This window comes from Rhodococcus sp. 66b, from assembly GCF_002076325.1.
GTDB lineage: Bacteria > Actinomycetota > Actinomycetes > Mycobacteriales > Mycobacteriaceae > Rhodococcus_F > Rhodococcus_F erythropolis.
This window is the reverse complement of sequence record NZ_MUZB01000009.1, coordinates 167,474-189,413: the sequence shown is the minus strand read 5'-3', so window position 1 is coordinate 189,413 and position 21,940 is coordinate 167,474. Positions and strand designations below refer to the sequence as shown.

Sequence of the window (21,940 nt, the reverse complement as noted above, 5' to 3'; positions counted from 1 at the left end):
CAGAACTCTGAACTGGATCGCATTCGGGATCGGGATTCTGCTGACTGCCCTCGCAATTTACGATCTCGTTCAAGGCGAGCGTTCAACGAGTGTATGGATCGCCGTTGTGTGTTGGCCGATTGTCGCAACACTCAGTGCGGTCCAGCTATTCAAGTCGAGACCCAACAGCTGAGTACCTGATGTGCACCCACTGATCCTCAGGCGAATGTCCGGAACAGGCCTTCTCTCGCTCACCGGGAAGGCACGTATGAGGCGCCACCATCCGACCATAGCTTTGTGACATGGACAACAACGTCGATGTCATTGTCATCGGATCGGGCGCTGCCGGATCCGCCGCAGCACTCCAAGCACACGCTGACGGCGCGTCGGTGGTGATTCTGGAGAAGAGTGGACGCGATGCCGCGGGTGGCAACACTCGACTGTCCGGCAGTGGATGGTTCGTCAACCAGGACCCTGCTGCCGCCCGCACCTTCCTGCGTTCGTTGAACGGATCGTTCACCGTTGCCGACGACGTCATCGACGCCTGGGCAGAGAATACGCAAGGACTGTCCGACTGGCTCCGCAGTCTGGGTGCAACTGTAGCGATGACCGGCGATTTCCATTCCACGGCGGAGTACGGCGAACTCGACGGAAGTTCTTGTTACGCAGGGATGGATACCATCGAAGGGAAGATGGGCAATGAACTTCTCTACCGCTTCCTCGTTTCCGCCCTCGCTGAACGCGACATCACAACCCTTTTCGACACCGAGGCCACCAGACTCTTGACGGATGAATCCGGAGCGGTGACCGGAGTCGAGATCCGTTCGGGTGAACAAACTTCGCAGATCCATGCGCGCCGAGGTGTCATCCTTGCCACCGGAGGTTTCGAAGCAAATCCGGCCATGGTGCGCGATTACCTACGCCTGGAGAATCCGAAGATCTGGGGCTCACCTTCGGCAACAGGCGACGGCCACCGGATGGCACAGGCAGTGGGCGCAGATCTGTGGCACATGAACAACATGATGACCATTACGGGAATCCCCGGCGACCTCGAAAATCCGACTGGATTCTTCCTCGCACTGTGGAACGCGCACAACTATGTGTTCCTCAGCCGGGAAGGTCGACGCTTCACCGACGAGTCAACCGAAATGCGGCACGGTCATGTGTTCAGAGAGGGTTCCTACCAACACTTTCCGGTGCAACCGATGAACATTGTGTTCGACGAGACGATGAGGTTGGCCGGGCAGCTGAGCCCCGGTCGCGACGCACTGCCCGTCGGACACATGGTCCTCGACGAAGGGTACGAGTGGAGTTCGGACAATCAAGCCGAGATCGACAAGGGTTGGATCGTCAAAGCGGACACGCTTGCCGAACTCGCCGGGAAGCTCGGCTTGGACCCCGCCGTCGTGGAAACAAGTGTGCACCGCTACAACGAGGCGTGCGCGGACGGCGTAGACCATTCCTTCGGCCGCAATCCGGAAACTTTGGCTCCGGTGGCAACCGCTCCGTTCTACGCCGTCTCCGGGCCACCGCTGCTGGGATGGAGTAGCGGTGGGCCGCGCCGCGACGGTCATTCCCGCGTCCTCGACACCGCCGGTAGCCCGATTCCGGGGCTGTATGCGGCGGGCGCAGTGAGTTCCACCTACAGCGCGGCGAAGGACGGTGGATTCCATATTGCCGACGCCTTCGCGTTCGGTCGTGTTGCCGGCGCCCATGCTGCCGCGCGCGCGACAGCGGGCGACTGAGTCACGTACGAGCGGCCTTGACCTCGTCGAAGAACGCGACGACGGCGGCTTCGTTCTCCGGCGGAACGGTGAGCGATGCCCGTGGACCCGCTACCGCGATGGAGTCGTCGGCGAGCCGGTTTCCAATGGTGAGCTTCAATCCCGATTTCGACGGTTTCGCCTTCACCGCAATGTGTTCGACATGCCAGCGAGCCACTTCGCTCGTGCTCGCGGCGGTGCGGTCGAAGACCTCCACCGTGCGGTGGTCGAGGACCATGACGATGTTGGTCCCGACGGTGACTTCCAGATAGCGTCGTTCCGCCACGGTGTGCGCCTTTCGGTTAGGTGAAACCGACGCTACACACCGTGGCGGAACCCAGCGCGACAAACCTCAGCTATTCAAAACTTCAGCGGGACGAACTCCCCGCATCCACCGGCAGGGCGACCGACGTGATGTAGCGGGCCTCGTCGGAGGACAGGAACAGTGCCGCATTCGCTACGTCCACCGGTTCGATCCACGGAATGGCAAGCATGTTCATCGTCATCGCGGCCGCAGCGAATTCCTCCCGCGACGGGTTCTCGAGATCGGGGCGGAACTTGCCGCGCACCAACGGGTTCTGAATCATCGGAGTGTCGACGTTGGTGGGATGAACGGTGTTGACCCGCACGTTGTGCGGCGCCAATTCCTTTGCCAGCGAACGCATCAGACCAACGACTCCATGCTTGGCTGCGGTGTAGTGCGCAACTCCGACCAGCCCCCGCAGTCCGGCGATGGAACTGGTGAGTGTCATCGATCCCCCACCTCGCGCGATCAAGTGCGGCGCCGCAACCGTCGTGGTGTGCCACACCCCGGTCAGGTTCACGTCCAGCATGGTCTGCCACATCGTTTCCGACATCGTCAGAGCCCCGTCGGAAGACGTGATACCGGCTGTAGCGCACACGATGTCGAGTCCGCCGAGCGCTTCGACCCCCGAGTCCACCGCGCTGCGTAGCGCCTCGAGATCCCGAACGTCCACTACCGCAGATTCGACCTTTCGCCCCAGTGCCTCGATCTGGGCTACCGTCTCGGCGAGATCGGATTCCGACGCGGGCGGGGTGACTGTCGTTTCCACCGACGCGCACACGTCGATCGCGATGATGTCCGCACCCTCTTCGGCGAATCGCACGGCCTGAGCCCGGCCGATTCCTCGAGCCGCACCCGTGATCAGCGCGATCTTGCCTTCCAATCGAGAAGTCATCAATTCACACTTTCTGGGTCAGGCCGGCGTCGACCACCAACTGACAGCCGGTCATGTAGCGGGACTCCGCGGATGCGAGAAACAAGACGGCATTGCTGACATCCACCGGATCGACCCAGGGAACAGGTAACAGGTTGCGCGCGCTCAGTACTGCAGCGGCGTCTGCTTCCGTGGGATTCTCGATGTCCGGGCACAGGTTCGCGAACACTCGCTCGTTGATGATCATCGGGGTACGTACGGAACCTGGATGCACGGAGTTGACGCGAATGCCCTCCGCGCCCAACTCGTTGGCCAGCGTTCTGGCCAGACCCACCACGGCGTGCTTGGCGGCGCTGTAATGACTCGCTCCGGCAATACCTTTGATTCCCGCTGTCGAGCTGACCAGAACGACGGAACCACCGTCACCGAAGTGCGGAACACAGGCCTTGACGGTGTGCCACGCCCCGGTCAGATTGACGTCGAGCGAGCGGTTCCACACTGCAGGATCGACGGTCCACGACGGTCCCGGCGTGTCGTACACGCCTGCATTCGCGACGACGACGTCCAACCCGCCGACTTCGGCGACACAATCGGCGACTACCGCGGCGAGATCTTCGAAGTCACGAATGTCCGCGACGCCGGTGACCGCCACGCCTCCACGCTCGCGTACCGCCTGGGCGGTCTCCTCCAGCTCGGACTTTGCCTGCACGACATCCAACGCGATCACGGACGCGCCTTCGTCGGCGAGACGCTCGCAGTGTGAGCGGCCCATCCCGCCGGCCGCACCTGTCACGAGTACACGAAGACCCTCGAGGCGACTCATGCGTGCACCGCACTGTTCAGTTCGAAGCCTCGGTATCCCGCTGCTGCCACGTCTGCACAGATGTCGGAGTAGACACCGAATCCTCCGATGAATGGCATGAATATCCTCGGCTTTCCCGGAATGTTGGCTCCCATATACCAGGAGTTCGCGGATGGAAACAGCGTCGCCGACGCCCGGCGTGAGCATTCGTCGAGCCAGTTGTCCACGGCTTCGGCACTCGGTTCGATGGTGTCGATGCCCGCCGAATCGAGGTGGTTGATTGCGCCCGCGATCCAGTCCACGTGCTGCTCGGCAGCGAGAATCATGTTGGACAGCACACTCGGGCTACCCGGCCCGGTGACGATGAACAGGTTGGGGAACCCGTGTACTCCGAGGCCTAGATACGTCCTTGGACCCGCATGCCAGTTCTCGCGCAACGTCTCGCCATTGCGGCCGCGGATCTCGATGCGATCGAGCGCTCCCGTCATCGCGTCGAACCCGGTGGCGAACACCAGCGCATCCAGTTCGTAGTGCGCATCGGCCGTCTTGATTCCAGTCTCGTCGATCGCCTCGATCGGTGCGGACTTGAGATCCACCAGGCTGACGTTGTCACGGTTGTAGCTCTGGTAGTAGTTCGTGTCCGTGACTATCCGCTTGGTTCCGATGGGGTGGTCGTTCGGAATGAGCAGGTCGGCGATCGCCTGATCCTGGACCTCCGAGCGGATCTTGCGTTCGGCAAACGCTGCCGCTGTCCCGTTGGCCTCGATGTTGCTCGTCTGGTCTGCGAAGGTCTTGGCGAACAGGACACCGCCGAGCTTCCACCGCTCCTCGTATGCCGCGTTTCTCTCGGCCTCCGAGACCTCGAGGGCGCTGCGAGGATCCGAAACGAACGGCGATCCACCGCCACTGCGCTTGGACAGCGCTCGACGCTCTGCATAGCCGGCCTTGATCTCGGCGCGGCGCTTGTCATCGAGAGGCGTGTTTCCTGCCGGCACACTGTAATTCGCGGACCGCTGGAACACGTAGAGATGATCGGCCTGCTCGGCGATCAGCGGAATGGACTGGATGCCCGAGGATCCGGTGCCGATCACGCCGACGCGTTTGCCGGTGAAGTCGACGCCCTCGTGCGGCCAGAAACCGGTGTGGAACACCTCGCCACCGAAGGTCTCACGGCCCGCAATGTTCGGAACGTTCGCGGTCGAGAGGCTACCGGTAGCGCACACGACGAAGCGTGAGGTGACGTCGTGACCGCCGTCGGTCTGTACTCGCCACGTCGCAGTACCCTCGTCGAACTGTGCGCTCAGAACGCGTGTGTCGAAGGTGAAGCCAGTGCGAAGGTCGAAGCGATCAGCCACGTGATCGAGGTACGAGAGGATCTCCGGTTGCGCGGCGTACTTCTCACTCCAGTCCCAATCCTGTTGCAGCTCTTCGGAGAACGAGTAGGAGTAGTCGAAACTCTCGACGTCACAGCGTGCGCCGGGGTAGCGGTTGAAATACCACGTGCCGCCCACTCCGGAGCCCGCCTCGAAGCCGTGGACACGCAGCCCCTGCTCGCGAAGTCGGTGCATGGCGTACATGCCAGCGACGCCGGCGCCGATGACTACGACGTCGAGTGGTGCGGTGGAGAAGTCAGGATCGGTCATGGTGGTCACGCTACGAGTGGACTGGTTGGTAGAGGAACGGGTTCTCCCGCTGGGTGGGCTACGGCAGTGGAGAGCGTTGGTGTCCACCGATCGGGGGACACCGATGTCATCCAGCACTCGGACCCGTAGGTGGACAGACCCGAAGGGATTTCGGGGCCATAGTTGTCTCATCACCGAAACACACGGTCACCGAGACCGACAAATCGAGGAGAAACATCATGGCTACCAACACAATTCGACCCGAAGCAATTTCCTTCTCCGGCCTCAGCATGGCAGCTCTGGTCGCCCGCGCCGCCGGGGCGAACGCTGTGAAGTCGATAACCGACACTTCCGTCACGACGGCGATGATCAGCAATTCGGGCTTCGGGGCCCTGTATCTGGTCGACGCATCCAACCCGAACGGCGACTGGATCGTCCCGCCGGCCGACTACATCCTGCCGAACATGAACGTCAACGTGGTCGCCACGAGCAAGAATCAGAACGACTTCCCCGTCGTGCTGACGTACCGCTCCGACGACGGTGGAGTGTTTGTCTTCAGCGCCACCAACTCGAAGACCAGGGCAGATGCCGGCGGAACGTACGCCCCCGACGGCCACGACGTCACGGTGACGATGACCTCGGGTTACCCGGCCATGAACGTCACGTACGTACTGCGGTGACTCCCGTTCACTCCAACAGACCCTGCCGCATCGCGGCGGCGACGGCGGCGCCTCGATCGTTGACTCCGAGTTTCTCGTAGAGGCGCTGCACGTGGGTTTTGACGGTCGAAGGCGCAAGAAAGAGCTGGGAGGCGATGGTGGGGATACTGGCGCCCTGTGCGATCAATCCGAGAACTTCACGCTCACGGGCGCTGAGAGTCGGGCCGGACGGCTCGCTACGGCGACGCACCTCCCCCACCAGTCCGGCAGCGATGCTGGGCGGCAACACATCTCGGCCCGCGGCGCAGTCGAGCACGGCGCTCACGATCTCGGCCCGGGTGGATTCCTTCGGCAGGAATCCGGCAGCACCCGCCTGCAGAGCCTGATACACGACGGACGATTCGTCGTGAGCACTGAGCAGGAGCACCCTGGTCGGCAACTCGTCTCGAACCACTGCTGCTGCCACCTGGGTCCCGTCCAGGTGCGGCATCCGGAAATCGATCAGCGCCACCTTCGGGCGTAATTCCCGAATCATTGCGAGCGCAGCTGCGCCGTCGTCGGCCTCGCCCAGAACGTCGATGCGGTCACTGCCGGTCAGGGCCCGAACCACGCCCTCACGAAACAACGGGTGATCGTCGCCGACCACCACGGAAACCTTGCCGACCACCGGCTTCGTGCCTTCTCGCATTGCTCACTTTCTCACGCCCGTACCAGCAATGCGAGCACTTGCGCCTCCCCCGATCGGGGGACACGCGATTCAACCCCGCCACGGCCCCGTCGGCGGACATACAGCAGCCCTGATTCGCGACAAGATTGATTCATCGCCGAGAACGGCAACCACACACCAGCCCAGGAGCAGACATCATGCGTACCAACACCACTCGCTTCGTAGCAGTCACCGCGATCGCCCTCGCTCTCGGCGGAACCGCACTGGGAACCGCGGCGGTCGCCAACGCCGGCACCATGCCGACGGACGGCCCGACGGTTGCCATGACCATCACCAACAACACCGACAACCCGATGCTGCTGGACAGCGCGTCCAACCCCTACGGACAGTGGATCAACGGCCCCCGCTCCTACCTGGCTCCGCACACGACCGAAATCGTCACCGCCTACAGCAGCGATCCCCGCGGCATCGGTGTCGACGTCACCTACAACGTGGCCGACGGAGTCCAGACCGTCATGGCAGCCAACAACTACGCCGGCAACCCCACCCTCGACGGGACCCGCATCATCGGTGACCCGACGCACGTCATCCTCACCGACTACATGGCCACCGGCTACCCCACGATGAACGCCTCCTACGACGTCTTCACGCAGAACTGAACCGAGCGTTGAAGCAACCACGAACTTGATCCGCTACGGCCCACGACCCGGTATCCGCATGGATGTCGGGACGTGGTGTGCGCTGACCAGCTCAGACGCGTTCGACCAACACGCAGCGGGCACCACTGAAGATCGTAGGCATGCACTTGTTGCAGTGGATGCACAGTGATTGGGTATCGGATTCGGCTGCGATCCGATTGATCAGATCCGGTTCTCTGAGCAGTGCCCGTGCCATGGCGACGAACTCGAACCCTTCCGCCATTGCGGTATCCATGCCCGCTTTGTCCGTGACACCGCCGAGCAGCACGAGCGGCAGCTTCACCGCAGCACGGATCTGGCGAGCCTCTTCCAGCATGAACAGCGGCTTGTACGGATAGGCATGCAACATGCTCTTGCCCACCAACTGCACACCGAGTCGAACAGGCTGGGGCATCGCGGCGGCAAACTCGCGGATCGGCGCATCGCCCTTGAACAGGTACATCGGGTTGAGCAGTGAGCTACCCATCGTCAACTCGAGCGCATCGACACTTCCGGATGCCTCGAGCCACTGCGCCACCTGGATTGCTTCGTCCACCCAGAATCCGCCTGGCACACCGTCGTCCATGTTCAGCTTGGCCAAGATCGCGATCTTGTCGCCGACGGCGTCGCGCACACTGCGCGCAGTTTCGAGTACGACGCGAGCCCGATTCTCGAGCGATCCGCCGTAAGAATCCTTACGACGGTTCAATTTCGGACTCAGGAACGAGCTCGCGAAATAGTTGTGGCCGAAGTGGATCTCGACGGCGTCGAATCCTGCCTCGACGGCAAGTCGCGCAGCGCTCCCGTGCGCCGCCGCAATTCTGGTGATGTCCGCTGTGGTGGCAGTGCGAATCATCCTCATGCTCAACGGATTGAACGAACTCGACGGTGCCAGCGCAGGCAGTCCGGTCGACTTCTGATTCGCGACGGGGCCGGCGTGCCCGAGCTGCGCCGATGCTGCTGCCCCTTCGGCGTGAATGGCATCGGTGAGTCGTCGCAGTCCGGGGAGGGCATCGGGCCGCATCCACAGCTGGCCGTATTCGGTGCGCCCTTCCGGTGCGACGGCGCAATACGCGACGGTGGACATCCCGACTCCGCCGGCTGCCGGGCGGCGATGGAACTCGATCAGCTCGTCGGTGACCAGGGCGTCGGGAGTTTTGCCTTCGAATGTCGCGGACTTGATGATTCGATTTCGCAAGGTCACCGGGCCCAGCTTTGCCGGGGCGAGCACGTCGGGAGCAGTCATCAAGTTTGCCTCTCACAGGGGTTGTTTGCTGGACGGTAGATCGATGGTCCAGAGCTGGCCAGCCCCCGTGCCACGGAGCGGGAAAACAACTTCAGCCCGGCCGAGGTGGCCGGGCTGAAGTGACATCGCTGCAGATCAGATGCGTCCGAAGTACGCGTCCTTGAGCACTGCCAGGTCGTCGATGTCCTTGGCGTCGGCGTCGAGGACCACCTTGCCGATGTCGAGGACCGTCACGTGATCGGCGACGCTCATCGCGGCCTCCACTGCCTGCTCCACCAGCAGAACAGCCAGGCCGGTTTCCTTGAGCTGCTGGACGCGGTCCATCACCTCACCGACGATCACCGGAGCCAGCCCGCCCGACGGTTCGTCGAGAAGGAGCAACCGCGGCTGCGCCATCAGCGCTGCGCCGATCGCGAGCATCTGCTGCTGACCGCCCGACATGGAACCGGCGGGAAGCGCACGCTTATCCCCCAGGATCGGGAACATCTCGTACATGGACTCGACGGATTCCATCAGCTCGCCGCGCTTTGCCTTGCGGGTGTACCCGCCCAGCAGAAGGTTCTGCTCGACGGTCTGCTTGTGAAAGACCCGCTTACCCTCCTGCACGTACGCCATACCCTGCCGCACCCGCTTGTGCGCGGGAACTCCGGTGATGTCGGCACCGTCCATTTCGACGGTTCCAGAGGCCACCTTGTTGAGGCCGGACAGAGCACGGAGCGTGCTCGTCTTGCCTGCACCGTTGCGCCCGAGCAGGGCTGTCACCTGACCGGGATAGACGTCGAACGAGACATCCCAGACGACGCGCAGATCGCCGTACCCGGTCTGCAGGTTACGGACCTTCAGAATCGGTTCCATCACTTCACCTCGCTGGTCTGATGGTCTACCGCGCCGATTTCTTCGAGCAGCGCATCCTCATCACCGGACTTGACTCCGAGGTATTCGCTCAACACGCGCGGGTGATGTTCGATCGTTGCCGCATCGCCGGTGGCGATCACCTGCCCCTGCGCCAGTACCACGATCTCGTCGGCCAGCGAGAGCACGAGGCGGAAGTTGTGCTCCACCAACACCACTGTGGCCCCGGCATCTCGCAGTACCCGGATCAAATCTGCCAGGCGTTCGAGTTCGTCCTCGTCGAGGCCGGACGCAACCTCGTCGAAGAGTACGACCCTCGGCTCGGCGATGACGGCGCGAGCAACTTCGAGCATGCGACGCATCCCCAGGGGCAGCGACGTCGCGATCTCGTTGCGCAGGTGCGACATCCCCACGAGCTCGAGAACACGCTCGGCCTCGACGATGTCGGCCTTCGCGATCCTGCGGAAGCTGGGCAGGCGAAGCACAGCCGACGCCATCGACGCGCGGTGCACCGAATACCGTCCGGATGCAACAGCTTCCAGAACCGTGATGTTCTCCGGAATCGTCGGAGTTTGGAACGTCCGCGCCACACCCACGCGCGCCACCTTGTGCGGCGACGACTGCGAGACCACCGTGTCACCGATTGTGATCACGCCGGCGTCCGCGGTGTAGAACCCGCAGATCATGTTGAGCATGGTCGTCTTACCCGAACCGTTGGGCCCGATCAACGCGGTGACCTTACCGGCCTCTGCGGTCAGGGTTGCCGCATTGAGAGCCTGGTTGCCACCGAATGCCTTGGACACTCCGTCGACCACCAACCGTGCGCCGTTGATCGGCGCCAGTTCCGGTGTTCCGCCGCTGTTCTCCTTTGCGGTGACTACGCCCAGGCCGGCCCTGCGATCGAGTTTCGAGACGATCGCTCGCCCGACCTTGGTCAGCCCACCGGAGAGCAGCACACCGCCGATGATCAGGAAGCCTCCGTAGAAGATCAGCGAGTATTCCTGAAATGCCGTCGACTGGTTGGGACCGAGCTGCATGATCGCGGCACCGACTACGGCGCCGTACACACTTGCCGCACCGCCCAGAATGGATGCCGCCAGAACCGCTGTCGCAAAGGTGAACCCGAAGGCTTCCGGCGAGATGAACAGGTCGGTATTGGCGAACAACGCACCCGCCAGACCGGCCGGGAACGCACCGATCGCATAGCCGAGCAGTTTCATCCGGAACACCGACACACCCTGCGACGACGCCAGCACCGGCGACTGCTTGAGCGTGCGGAACGCGATGCCGTGGCGCGAGACCACCAGGTTGCGCATCACCGCGAACCAGAGGACGGTGACCACGACAACCACCATGTAGTACTGCTGGGTGTCGAGTTCGGAGCCGAAGAGCGTCGGCGGCTCCATACCGGTGAGGCCGTTTCGGCCGCCGGTCTTGCCGCCGAAGATCGCCAGTACGTCCGGCACGAGCAGCACCAGGAAGAACGACGTCATCGCCAGGGACCAGTTGCCCAGTCGCAGACCGGGAACGCCGGTCAAGATGCCGACGCCCAATGCCACGGCACCGGCCGCAGCGAGCTGGACCAGGATGTCGGTGTGACCGGCCTGGGACATCAGACCCGCGGTGTATGCACCCGCCGCGTACATCGCGGCCTGGCCGAGCGCCAGTTCACCGGCAAAGCCGAGGCTCAGGTTCAGGCCGCTGACCACAAGTGCCAGGATGCAGGCCAATTGAATCTGCCGTGATGTCGACAGGTCGAGCCCCATCACGGGCAGCAGCAAGATCACTACCGCCAGGACCAGCGGGATGATCCAGCTCGGAAGGGAACGGAAAGTCCGCCACGCGCTTACCATTTCACACCACCCGTTCTCGGACGTTGCCGAACAAGCCGGCAGGTTTGACCATCAAGATGACGATCAGCACCGTGAAGACGGCGATATTGCTGTACTGACTTCCCGCCCACAGGGCGGTGAACGATTCCACCAGGCCGACGGTCAGGCCGCCGATCAAAGCGCCTGGCAGAGAGCCGAACCCGCCGATCGCCAACGCCACGAATCCCTTGAGGGCCAGCGCGGCACCCAACGTCGCAACTGCAAACGTCTTGGGTCCGACAAGGAGTCCGAGGACACCGGCCAATGCACCCGAGAAGGCAAACGCACCCAGCGCCAACCGTCGTACATTGACTCCTCGCAGCATCGCCGCTTCACGATCCTCGGAGATGCCGATCAGAGCCAGACCCGTCATGGTCTTCTTCGAGACGTAACTCAACCCGATGACCAGTGCGATCGCCGCAACAAGCAGAGCGATCTCGACCGGGTAGGTACGGCCGCCGAGTAGGGTGATCGGTTCGTTCGATCCGAAGAACGGAACCGTGAGAGGTTCACTACCCCAGATCAATTGAGTTGCACCATTGAGCAGAGTGGCAACGCCAAGCGTGGTGACCAGCTGGTTCTGGTGATCGGCCACCGGTCTGATCGCGACGATCTCCTCGACCGAGGCGAGGAGCATCACGGTCACGGTTGCCATGACGGCCACCACGAGAACGGGAAGTTTCAGGGTCACGAGACCCGTGTAGGCGACGAAAGTGCCCACCATCATCAGCTGAGCTTGAGCGAAGTTGAACGTGTTGGAGGAAACGAAAACGATGTTGTACCCGATGGCAACCAGCACGTAGACCGCGCCGAGCGCCAATCCGGACCACAGAATGGTCATGACGCAGCCGGGTTTCCGAACTGACCGTTGAGGATCTTCGTCGGGCTGATGAACTTCAGCTCACTGGTATCCGGGTTCGGGCCGTGGTTGTCAGAGCTGAAGTTGTAGCGCGAGAGGAATGCGGTCTTGGCATTCTCCTGAACCTCTGCGGTTTCCAGTGCTTCGGCGAGCTTCTTCGGATCGGTCGAACTGCCGACCTTCTCCGCTGCTGCCGCGACGAGGGGGAATGCGTCGTAGTTGTCCGCGAGGATCAGCGTCGACGGGATCGAGCCCAGCGACGCCATCGTGTCCACCATCGTGTTGACGAGCGCGTTGTTCGGATCGAACACCGTGCTGGTGAACACCTGCGTCACCAGGTTCTTCACCTGCGGGGTGCCGAGCACGCCGGCGGGCGGATCATTGGCGATGAGGTTGGTGGCAGAGACCGACGTGTTGCCGATCAACGGCACGTCCCAGCCGAGTCGCTCCAGGCTCTGCAACACGTATCCGAGCGGGGCGCCGTACGCGTCCAACGCGATTGCCGTTGCACCGGCATTCTTGAGCGACTGCAACTGCGCCGTCATGTCCAGAGCAGCGGCGTCGTATTCTTCGTTGCCGGCAGCCTTCAGACCGACCTTCTCGAGCGCACTGGTCATCTCCTCGCCGAAGAGTTCACCGTAAGCGGTACTACCGTGCAGGACTCCGACGCTGCTGTAGCCCTTGGTCTTTGCATACTCGGAGATGCCGCGAGCGGTGTCGGTCGCGCCCGGAGCCAGGTCGAAGTTCAGCGGGAACTTCGATGGGTCCGTGGAATCGGGAGAAGGCGCCATGCTCAGCGAGAGGATGTTGTTCTGCTTGAGGATCGGGAGAACCGCAGCCGCGATCGACGAAGGACCCGAGTTGAGGTAGAGGTCAGGCTTGTTCCCCGAGTTGATGGCTTCGCGCAGCTTGGTGACGGCGATGGTTGCATCACCCGCGTCGTCCACAGTGGTGAGCTCGATCTGACGGCCGCCGATGCCCCCGGCCTCGTTCTGGACCTGAACGCCGGCCTTCGTGGCCAGCAGGGAAGTCTGCGAGTTCGCCGCGAGAACACCCTGCGCACTGATCCCGCCGGTCAGCAGGACGCGGTACGGCGAATCCGCGCCACCTTCGGACTCCGAAGAACCACTACACCCCGCGAGAGCCAGAGCCGTCACGGCAACTGCCGCAACAAGAATGGGCCGACGATTCATGTCTGCACTCCTAGAACACATGTATGCACCGAACGTCAGGCGAATACCTGACGAAAGAAGGATCGGCCGGTGGGAACGCCTGATTTCGAGCACCAGCCAACCAAGCACCCGCTTGATGATCTAGCAAGCAGTTGCTTGGGTTGGAGCATAGAATGTGATCTGGATAACGTCAAACGCACAAAAGAGGAGACATGGAAGCGGACGCTATGCATATTCGGGCGGCCTCGACAGACCGATTCCCGCTGGGTGGAAACGCCAAAACGGCCCCACGCCCTGCGGGATTCGATGAGGTGAATCCGAGCAGGGCGTGGAGCCGTTTGCGTAAAAGTCTGAACTATCGCTGGTTTCGTGGTTTCCAAACCACCAACGCGTTGTTGCGTGGAATCGGAACGAGGTCCCGGCGATAGCCCGCATGGACTTTCGCGATTTCCTCGGCCAGTTCGCGGACGCGATGCTGCAGAGCCTCGACCTGGTTGGTCAGTTCGATGATCCGTTTGATTCCGGCGAGGTTGACGCCCTCGTCCTGCGAAAGCCGTTGCACTTCACGCAGAAGCGCAACATCACGCGGGGAGTAGCGTCGTCCGCCACCAGTGGTTCGGTGAGGGGTGACCAAACCGAGTCGATCGTAGTTACGCAAGGTCTGCGCATGCATTCCGGCCAACTCGGCTGCCACCGAGATCACGAAGATCTGGGCGTCAGGATCGACCGTCGCATCCCATTGATTCTGCGGTCGTTCGGTCATCATGCACCGGCCCACCCGGCCCGTGGATCGAACCCGCTCGCCTTCTCGGCTTCGAGATAGGTCTTCAGCGCTTCGATCGCCGGGTCGTCCAACTTCTGCGGGACGGATACCTTGACGGTGACCAGAAGGTCGCCTGCCCCCTCGGGACGCTTGGGGATGCCGCGTCCGCGAACTCGCAGAATGCGTCCGTCCACCGTTCCGGCCGGAACCTTCACTCCGACGCGGCCGTCCAGGGTCGGCACGGACAGCGTCGTCCCGAGCACCAGTTCGCCGTAGCTCACCGGAACCGTCAGCGTCAGATCGTCGCCGTTACGGCCGAAGACATTGTCCGGCTTGACGCGGATGTTGACGAACAGGTCACCCGCCGGAGCTCCGCGGAGACCCGCTTCGCCCTTGCCCTTGAGTCTGATTTTCTGACCGTCGCTCACGCCTGCCGGCACGCGAACCGTGATGGTCCGTGTCCGGTTGGTGACGCCGCTACCGTGGCAGTCCTCGCAAGGCGAGTCGATGATCGAGCCGGTTCCCCGGCAGTCGTCACACGGCTCACTGAATCCGAATGCGCCCTGGTTGCGGCTGACAACGCCGGTTCCGTTGCAATGCGGGCACACTCGCGGGCTGGTGCCCGGCTTTGCGCCGCTGCCGTGACACGTGGTGCACGACGTCGGGCTGGTCAGACGAAGTGGGACGGTGACACCGAGCGCCGCTTCGCGGAAGGCGAGCGTCGTCTCGGTCTCGAGGTCCTTGCCTCGACGCGGGCGGTTGGGCGCAGCGGTGCGCTGGCCCGCTCCCCCGCGATTGAACAATCCGCCGAAGATGTCTCCGAGACCCGAGTCCTGCCCGCCGGCACCGCCGCCGAACAGGTCGTTGATGTCGAAACCACCAGCGCCGGGGTTGAATCCACCGCCACCTTGCGCACGGGGACCGAAGCCTCCGCTGGCAAAGAGACGCCTGGCCTCGTCGTACTCCTTGCGCTTGTCCGGATCAGACAGAACGGCATGAGCTTCACTGACGGACTTGAAACGCTCTTCGGCCTTCGCATCGTCAGGGTTGGCGTCGGGATGAAGATCCCGGGCCAGCTTGCGATACGCCTTCTTGATTTCGTCGGCCGTCGCGGTGGACGAGACGCCCAGCTCCTTGTAGAAGTCCTTCTCGATCCACTCCCGTTGACTCACTGGGCGTCTCCTCCTCTCACTCTTACTTCGCTTCTTGTTCTGAACCGTCTGCAGGCTTGTCGCCTACCCGGTCCGTCACGGCCACCATTGCGGTCCGAAGGACCCGGTCGCCGAGCTTGTAACCCTTGCGCATGACCGTCCCGAGTACGGGGTCGTGGCCTTCGCCTTCATGCTGCACCGCTTCGTGGAGTGCGGGATCGAAATCGTCGCCCTCGTTACCGAAGTCGGTCAAACCCAGACCCGTCAGGGTCGTGTTGAGCTTGTCCGCGAGTGCACGCAGTGGACCTGATTCGAGGTCACCGTGTGCCCGAGCGCGATCCAGGTCGTCGAGGATTCCGATGAGTTCGGTGATGACCGAAGCTCGCGCGGTTTCCTTGATGACCTGCTTGTCACGCTCGACGCGACGACGGTAGTTGGTGAACTCCGCCTGAAGTCGCTGCAGATCCGCAGTTCGTTCGGCGAGCTGATCGGTGGCGGATGCTTCCTCCACGATCGACTCTGCTTCCTGAACTACCCCTGTGTCTTCCGAGTCGAGCGGCGGCAGGGATTCCCCCGCCGCCTCTCCCTGTGCACCGGTCTCGGGGTCGACCGGGTTGTTCTCGGAGTTGTCCGAGGTCACTTCTTGTCCGAGTCGGTGGGCTCGTCGACAACCTCGGCGTCGACGACGTCGTCGTCATTGCCTGCGCCGTCGGTGTTTCCGGCCTCGTTTGCAGCGGAAGCCTCGTAGATGGCCTGGCCCAGAGCCTGCGACTCGGTGCCCAGCTTCTCCACTGCGGTCTTCACTGCAGCGATGTCGGTGCCTGCCAGGGCGTCGTTGACGTCCTTGACCGCTGCCTCGACCTTGGTCAGGATCTCCTCGGAGACCTTGCCCGCGTTCTCACCTTCACGCTGCTCCTTGACGAACTTCTCCGTCTGGTGGACCAGCGACTCGGCCTGGTTGCGGACCTCTGCCTCTTCGCGACGGGCCTTGTCTTCCTCGGCGTGAGCCTCGGCGTCCTTGACCATGCGCTCGATCTCTTCCTTGGACAGACCGGAGCCGTCCTGGATCTTGATCGTGTTTTCCTTGCCGGTGCCCTTGTCCTTCGCCGTCACGTGCACGATGCCGTTGGCGTCGATGTCGAAGGTGACCTCGATCTGCGGAACGCCACGCGGGGCGGGCGGCAGATCGGTGAGCTCGAAGGAGCCGAGCAGCTTGTTGTGCGAAGCGATTTCGCGCTCACCCTGGAAGACCTGGATCTGCACCGAAGGCTGATTGTCGTCAGCGGTGGTGAAGGTCTCGGAACGCTTCGTGGGGATGGTGGTGTTGCGCTCGATGAGCTTGGTCATCACGCCACCCTTGGTTTCGATACCGAGGGAAAGCGGCGTGACGTCGAGGAGCAGAACGTCCTTGACCTCGCCCTTGAGCACGCCGGCCTGGAGTGCGGCGCCGACTGCGACGACCTCGTCCGGGTTGACACCCTTGTTGGGCTCACGGCCACCTGTCAGTTCACGAACCAGATCGGAGACTGCCGGCATACGGGTGGAACCACCGACGAGCACGACATGGTCGATGTCCTTGACAGCGATTCCGCTGTCCTTGATCACTGCCTGGAACGGCGCACGGGTGCGATCGAGCAGGTCCGAGGTGATCTTCTGGAACTCGCTGCGGGAGAGCTGCTCGTCCAGGAAGAGCGGGTTCTTGTCCGCGTCGACCGTGATGTACGGGAGGTTGATGGAGGTGCTCTGCGAGCTGGAGAGCTCGATCTTCGCCTTCTCCGCAGCCTCACGCAGACGCTGCAGGGCCATCTTGTCCTTGGTCAGATCGATGCCGTTCTGAGCCTTGAACTTGTCGACCAGCCAAGCGACGACGCGCTCGTCCCAGTCGTCGCCACCGAGGTGGTTGTCACCGGAGGTTGCGCGAACCTCGACGACGCCGTCGCCGATTTCGAGCAGGGAGACGTCGAAGGTGCCGCCACCGAGGTCGAAGACCAGAATGGTCTGCTCGGTGTCACCCTTGTCCAGTCCGTATGCCAGTGCAGCCGCGGTGGGCTCGTTGACGATACGAAGGACGTTGAGGCCGGCGATCTGGCCGGCTTCCTTGGTTGCCTGACGCTGTGCGTCCTCGAAGTATGCGGGGACGGTGATGACGGCGTCGGTGATGTCTTCGCCGAGGTAAGCCTCCGCGTCACGCTTGAGCTTCATGAGCGTGCGGGCGCTGATTTCCTGCGGCGTGTACTTCTTGCCGTCGATTTCCACGTTCCAGTCAGTGCCGATGTGGCGCTTGACGGAGCGGAGGGTGCGGTCGACGTTCGTGACTGCCTGGTTCTTCGCGGGCTGACCGACGAGAACCTCGCCGTTCTTGGCAAATGCGACCACCGAGGGGGTGGTACGTGAGCCTTCGGCGTTGGCGACCACTACGGGCTCGCCGCCCTCCAGCACTGCAACTACCGAGTTGGTCGTACCGAGATCGATACCGACTGCACGAGCCATAGTGTTCCTACCTTTCGTTCTGCGGTTCTCTGCCCGAGTGGTTGATCTCGAACATGACCGCGAGTTTTTCGCTTGGTGAGCGTCCTCCGCTCAAGTTTGCCTCCGACCGTGGCCGGGAGTCAACTCGAAGTTGAGCCGAGGGCGCTCAAGCTTGTCGAAATGGTCAACTACAGCCCACGTAGATTTGTTCCCGCCTTCCCCGAAAAGCCGAAAAAGTGCGCCACATCACTTCCGAATCTCTCCGAATGGCTACGATCGACCGGTGACCGATCCCGACAATTCTCCCGTTCGACCTGCTCGACCGGCGCCGGCGCGCCCGGCACCCGAGCGACCCGACGTCTCGGTTCGGCCGCTCCGACCTGCAGCGAACGACGAGATACCCAAGGCCGTGACCTTGTCCACCTCTGCCTGGATCGGCTCGTTCGTCGTCCTGGCCGGTATCGCCGGAGTGTTAGTCACCAGCCTCGACGACGTCCGGTCAGCCCTCGAAGAATCGACTGCGCGCGACAATCCCGGATACTCGTCCACCGACATCTCCGATGCCGTGACGGTCGTCCTGGCCGGCAGTGGCGGCGGCGCTCTCGTCCTGATCCTGCTCGCACTCATGAGCCTTCAACTCCTCCGTGCCCGCAAGAACGCCGGGCGGGTGATGACGGCGATCGTCGGAGCCCTCAGCATCGCGGCCGGACTCGGCTTCATGTCTCTGGTCGACGGCGCCGCGGATATCGGCGCCGGAGTTCTGAGATGGGGTCCGATTCTCTACTGCGTCCTTGTAGCAGTGGCGGCGATCGCTCCGTTTGCTCCCGGTGTCAGCACCTGGCTGCGAGTACGCCGATGAAGGTTCACGTACAACTCGACTCCGCGCCGGGCGCGGGCGCTGCTCGCAGCCGTGAACTCGCGGACACCGGCGCCGGTGGCCTGTTCACCTTCGAGGGACCACACGACGTGTTCTTCCCGCTCGTCGAAGCGGCATCGGCCGTCGACCTCGACCTGATGACCAACGTCGCCATCGCATTCCCCCGCAGTCCCATGCATCTGGCGCATTCGGCCAACGACCTACAGTTGCTCAGTCGCGGCCACTTTCGCCTCGGTCTCGGATCGCAGATCAAACCGCACATCGAAAAACGCTACAGCGCAACGTGGTCGCGTCCAGCGGCCCGCATGAAGGAGACGGTCGCAGCGGTCAAGGCGATCTTCACGGCGTGGGAGAACACCTCGACGCTGAACTTCCGCGGCGAGTTCTTCACCCACACTCTGATGCCCCCGACGTTCGATCCAGGCCCCAATCCCTATGGACCGCCGCCCATCCTGATGGGTGCGCTCGGACCGGTGATGACCCGGACGGCGGCGGAGGTGGCCGACGGACTCCTGGTCATGCCGTTCCACACGCAACGCCATTTCCTCGAACGAACACTTCCGGCCGTCGATGCCGGCCTCCGTGAATCCGGCCGCACCCGAGACGAATTCACGATCATCCCGCAGGTCATCGTCGGCGTCGGCCGCGGCGACGATCAACTTGCCGCGGCCGCCCGAGGCGTCAGAGCCCTGCTCTCGTTCTACGGTTCGACGCCCGCATACCGTCCGGTGCTCGACGTCGAAGGGTGGGGCGAGGTCCAACCGGAACTCAATGCCCTGTCGAAGCGAGGTGGTTACGCCGACATGGCATCACTGATCACCGATCCGATGCTGACAACACTCGCCGTCGTCGGCACCCCCGAAGAGTGTGCCGCCGAGATTCGGCGCCGGTTCGGCGAGCATGCCGACGAAGTGTGCTGCTACTTCCCGGGTTACGACGTAGAGCCGGCTGACGTGGCGTCGATGATCTCGCTTCTCACCTGAACCTGGTCGAACTTCCTGATCAGGCCCCCAAGGTACGGGCCAGCTCGGTCAACGACTCCCGGGCAGCACGCAGGCTCGCGTCACCCTGCTCGATCAGCGGTGCCATCGCCGGAATACGCTGCGCCAAAGTCAGTTCCGCGGTGATTACGGAGACATCCATTCCCATCGACACCCCGAGCACCTGAACGAGTGGCGGGACGGTGTGATCGTTGGCCTCGTTCCCCGAGCCCGGCGCATAGGTGTTCCCACGGCTGGACACGATCACCACGGGCTTACCTGCGAGCGGCTGAGTGCGCGTGTCGAAAGGCACCGTAGTCCCCAGGACGTGCACGTAATCTATCCACGCCTTCAACGTGGACGGGATCGACCAGTTGTACATCGGCGCGCCGATCACGACTACGTCTGCAGCGGTAAGTTGCTCGAGGACCCGAGCCTGTAGTGCTTCCGCGGCGGGATCCGGAATCTCTCCCTCGACCCGCAAACGTGGTGCATAGTGCAGAGCCGCGTCCGCGAGGTGCGGCAAGGGATCCCGGTGCAGGTCCACCGTCACCGTCGTGTGATCCGGACTGTTGTTCGACCACTGCTGAGCGAACAGGGCGGTGAGATCACGAGAGGTCGAGTTGTGGAGTTCGGCAGACGAATCAATGTGAAGTAGCTGTGGCATCCTTCATCAGTACCAGAGCGCGCTCAACTCTTCTCCGCGGCGAGATCGGATTCTGCCGCGTACTGCGCCAGCAGGACACGTTCGCGCTCGCGGCGCGGATAGAAGAACGTCACCACCGCGGCACCGGCACACACGATGATGATCGCCGCGATGTAGGCGTTTGTATCCCCGTCCAGGAAGGCGCTTTTGGCGGCGGTCATGATTTGGTCCGCGTATTGCGGGTAGCGTTCCGCGAGAACTTCGGCGCTGGAGAAAGATTTGGTGAGCGCGGCCTGAGTTTCGGGAGTCACCTCGGATGCGTTCGGCGAGGACGATATCGCATTCCCCAACGATTTTGCGTACCCGGCCGTGAGTATTCCGCCGAGAATCGACTGCATGATGGCGCCGCCCAGGTCGCGTTGCAGGTCCGAGGTTCCCGACGCCATACCAGCGCGGTGCACGGGAACGGATCCGGTCAGCGAACGCGATGCCGGTGTGCCTGCCAGGCCGACCCCGATCCCGACAAGCGCATAGGCCAGCGCGACCTGCCAATACTGTGTGCTTTCGTTCCACAGGAAAAGCGCGACAAACAACCCGAGAACCACGAACAGGTAGCCGGAGAGCAGCGTGACGCGGGCGCCGTACCTTTCGATCATGGTCGCCGAGCGCGGCGCAACGATCACCATCGCCAGCGCAGCCGGAATGATGGCCGCACCGGCTGCCAGCGTCGAGTAGCCGAGGACGTTCTGCAGGAACTGCTGGCCGATGAACATCGCGCCCATGAGCGAACCGAACACGACCAACCCGCCCACCGCCGCGACCCAGAAGGTCGGGCGCGCAGCTACGTGAAGATCGAACAGCGGATTGACCGCGCGTCGCTGTTGCAGGAAGAACCCGATACCCGCGACGACCGCTATCGCCCCGAGCACCAGAGCCAACGTGCCCGAACCCTTCACCGGCGCAAAGTTGATGGACAGCACCAGCGCCCCGATGAAGACGATCGACACTATGCCGCCGAGGTGATCAACTCGCTCGGTCGTCTCGTTGACGTGCGCGGGCACCAACACCAGCGAACAGATCAGTGCCACGAGAGCCAACGGAAGGGTGACGAAGAAGACCGAACCCCAGTGAAACTGCTCGAGCAGCGCCCCCGAGACGATCGGACCGAGTGCTGAAATCGCGCCACCGATTGCGGACCACATGGCAATCGCCTTGGTCCGTGCCGGTCCGGCCCACAGCGCCGTGATGATCGCCAGCGTGGTCGGGAATGCAAGACCTGCCGAGACGCCTCCGACTATCCGAGCAAGGAACAGCACTTCGAAGTTCCCGGCGAATCCAGCCACGATCGACGCCGGAATAGACAGCGCCATGCCGGTGACCAGCAGCATCTTGCGGCCGTATCGGTCTCCCAACGCCCCAAGGTAGAGCACCGTTCCGGCCAGGCCCAACGAGTACCCGACCGCGATCAGGTTCAGTTGCGTCTGGCTGGCATCGAAGGCCCGCCCGATGTCCGGCAGCGCGACATTCGCGACCGAGAGATTGAGATTCGCGACCGCAGCGACCAGGATGAGCGTCCCCAGGACGAGGGTGGCTCGATCCGGTGAAGCGGACTTGATGTCACTCGCCATGCGCGTGCTCCCATCGAGGTGGGACCCGAACCTGGGAGTTATGTCCGGGTCATCCCGAACTCAAGATAGAACCCTCTCC

General features: G+C 62.9%; 21 protein-coding genes. 5 read left to right on the top strand and 16 right to left on the bottom strand.

Annotated elements, in window-relative coordinates; genetic code table 11:
- The first annotated feature begins 281 nt into the window (after positions 1–281).
- On the top strand, positions 282–1,724 hold the full coding sequence (locus tag B0E55_RS18545; protein ID WP_020906609.1) for an FAD-dependent oxidoreductase: 1,443 nt from the start codon (positions 282–284) through the stop codon (positions 1,722–1,724).
- A 1-nt stretch (position 1,725) separates the two neighbouring features.
- On the opposite strand, the gene B0E55_RS18540 is transcribed toward B0E55_RS18545, so the two are convergent.
- The 4 genes from B0E55_RS18540 to B0E55_RS18525 form a co-directional block, all read right to left on the bottom strand.
- Positions 1,726–2,028, bottom strand: coding sequence for a hypothetical protein (locus tag B0E55_RS18540; protein ID WP_020906608.1), 303 nt, complete (start codon positions 2,026–2,028; stop codon positions 1,726–1,728).
- An 82-nt stretch (positions 2,029–2,110) separates the two neighbouring features.
- Entirely contained in the window at positions 2,111–2,941 is an 831-nt protein-coding gene (locus tag B0E55_RS18535; protein ID WP_020906607.1) for a mycofactocin-coupled SDR family oxidoreductase, read from the bottom strand.
- Positions 2,942–2,945: 4 nt separating this feature from the next.
- A complete protein-coding gene (locus B0E55_RS18530; protein WP_020906606.1) occupies positions 2,946–3,743 on the bottom strand; it encodes a mycofactocin-coupled SDR family oxidoreductase in 798 nt (265 codons plus the stop codon).
- Positions 3,740–5,365 carry a flavin-containing monooxygenase gene (locus B0E55_RS18525; protein ID WP_041815680.1) on the bottom strand — a complete coding sequence of 542 codons (1,626 nt, stop codon included), beginning with the start codon at positions 5,363–5,365 and terminating at the stop codon, positions 3,740–3,742. Before B0E55_RS18525 ends, B0E55_RS18530 begins: the two co-directional genes overlap by 4 nt.
- Before the next feature lie 218 nt (positions 5,366–5,583).
- Here B0E55_RS18525 and B0E55_RS18520 point away from each other — a divergent pair, with 218 nt between their 5' ends.
- Entirely contained in the window at positions 5,584–6,024 is a 441-nt protein-coding gene (locus B0E55_RS18520) for a hypothetical protein (protein ID WP_019749394.1), read from the top strand.
- 7 nt (positions 6,025–6,031) lie between these two features.
- Here the strand turns inward: B0E55_RS18520 and B0E55_RS18515 are convergent, their stop codons facing one another.
- Positions 6,032–6,691 carry a response regulator gene (locus B0E55_RS18515; protein WP_019749393.1) on the bottom strand — a complete coding sequence of 220 codons (660 nt, stop codon included), beginning with the start codon at positions 6,689–6,691 and terminating at the stop codon, positions 6,032–6,034.
- 176 nt (positions 6,692–6,867) lie between these two features.
- Here B0E55_RS18515 and B0E55_RS18510 point away from each other — a divergent pair, with 176 nt between their 5' ends.
- The gene (locus B0E55_RS18510) at positions 6,868–7,329 is read left to right on the top strand and encodes a hypothetical protein (protein WP_019749392.1); all 462 of its coding nucleotides are present in this window, start codon (positions 6,868–6,870) and stop codon (positions 7,327–7,329) included.
- Positions 7,330–7,420: 91 nt separating this feature from the next.
- Here B0E55_RS18510 and B0E55_RS18505 read toward each other — a convergent pair whose 3' ends face one another.
- The 9 genes from B0E55_RS18505 to dnaK all read right to left on the bottom strand — a co-directional run bounded on the left by B0E55_RS18505 (position 7,421) and on the right by dnaK (position 17,751).
- A complete protein-coding gene (locus tag B0E55_RS18505; RefSeq protein ID WP_024487410.1) occupies positions 7,421–8,596 on the bottom strand; it encodes an NADH:flavin oxidoreductase in 1,176 nt (391 codons plus the stop codon).
- Between the two features lie 132 nt (positions 8,597–8,728).
- The gene (locus tag B0E55_RS18500; RefSeq protein WP_041814743.1) at positions 8,729–9,448 is read right to left on the bottom strand and encodes an ABC transporter ATP-binding protein; all 720 of its coding nucleotides are present in this window, start codon (positions 9,446–9,448) and stop codon (positions 8,729–8,731) included.
- The gene (locus tag B0E55_RS18495; RefSeq protein WP_019749389.1) at positions 9,448–11,298 is read right to left on the bottom strand and encodes a branched-chain amino acid ABC transporter ATP-binding protein/permease; all 1,851 of its coding nucleotides are present in this window, start codon (positions 11,296–11,298) and stop codon (positions 9,448–9,450) included. Before B0E55_RS18495 ends, B0E55_RS18500 begins: the two co-directional genes overlap by 1 nt.
- 1 nt (position 11,299) lies before the next feature.
- Positions 11,300–12,157 carry a branched-chain amino acid ABC transporter permease gene (locus tag B0E55_RS18490; protein ID WP_020906602.1) on the bottom strand — a complete coding sequence of 286 codons (858 nt, stop codon included), beginning with the start codon at positions 12,155–12,157 and terminating at the stop codon, positions 11,300–11,302.
- Positions 12,154–13,368, bottom strand: a complete 1,215-nt coding sequence (locus B0E55_RS18485) for an ABC transporter substrate-binding protein (RefSeq protein ID WP_047890168.1) — start codon at positions 13,366–13,368, stop codon at positions 12,154–12,156. The genes B0E55_RS18490 and B0E55_RS18485 overlap by 4 nt, the downstream gene beginning before the upstream one ends.
- A 334-nt stretch (positions 13,369–13,702) precedes the next feature.
- Positions 13,703–14,113: a heat shock protein transcriptional repressor HspR gene (locus B0E55_RS18480; protein ID WP_003944355.1), complete on the bottom strand. Its 411-nt coding sequence runs from the start codon at positions 14,111–14,113 to the stop codon at positions 13,703–13,705.
- A complete protein-coding gene (gene dnaJ / locus B0E55_RS18475; protein WP_019749386.1) occupies positions 14,110–15,282 on the bottom strand; it encodes a molecular chaperone DnaJ in 1,173 nt (390 codons plus the stop codon). The genes B0E55_RS18480 and dnaJ overlap by 4 nt, the downstream gene beginning before the upstream one ends.
- A gap of 22 nt (positions 15,283–15,304) precedes the next feature.
- Positions 15,305–15,901 (bottom strand): nucleotide exchange factor GrpE, encoded by a 597-nt coding sequence (grpE, locus tag B0E55_RS18470; RefSeq protein ID WP_019749385.1) that lies wholly within the window; start codon positions 15,899–15,901, stop codon positions 15,305–15,307.
- Positions 15,898–17,751 carry a molecular chaperone DnaK gene (dnaK, locus tag B0E55_RS18465; protein WP_019749384.1) on the bottom strand — a complete coding sequence of 618 codons (1,854 nt, stop codon included), beginning with the start codon at positions 17,749–17,751 and terminating at the stop codon, positions 15,898–15,900. The genes grpE and dnaK overlap by 4 nt, the downstream gene beginning before the upstream one ends.
- A 262-nt stretch (positions 17,752–18,013) precedes the next feature.
- On the opposite strand from dnaK, the gene B0E55_RS18460 reads away from it, so the two are divergent.
- Positions 18,014–18,589 (top strand): hypothetical protein, encoded by a 576-nt coding sequence (locus B0E55_RS18460; RefSeq protein WP_241896090.1) that lies wholly within the window; start codon positions 18,014–18,016, stop codon positions 18,587–18,589.
- Entirely contained in the window at positions 18,586–19,590 is a 1,005-nt protein-coding gene (locus tag B0E55_RS18455) for a TIGR03617 family F420-dependent LLM class oxidoreductase (protein WP_060939117.1), read from the top strand. Before B0E55_RS18460 ends, B0E55_RS18455 begins: the two co-directional genes overlap by 4 nt.
- Positions 19,591–19,609: 19 nt before the next feature.
- On the opposite strand, the gene B0E55_RS18450 is transcribed toward B0E55_RS18455, so the two are convergent.
- Positions 19,610–20,254, bottom strand: a complete 645-nt coding sequence (locus tag B0E55_RS18450; RefSeq protein WP_080910186.1) for an FMN-dependent NADH-azoreductase — start codon at positions 20,252–20,254, stop codon at positions 19,610–19,612.
- Between the two features lie 23 nt (positions 20,255–20,277).
- Positions 20,278–21,861: an MFS transporter gene (locus B0E55_RS18445; RefSeq protein WP_020968776.1), complete on the bottom strand. Its 1,584-nt coding sequence runs from the start codon at positions 21,859–21,861 to the stop codon at positions 20,278–20,280.
- Positions 21,862–21,940 lie beyond the last annotated feature (79 nt).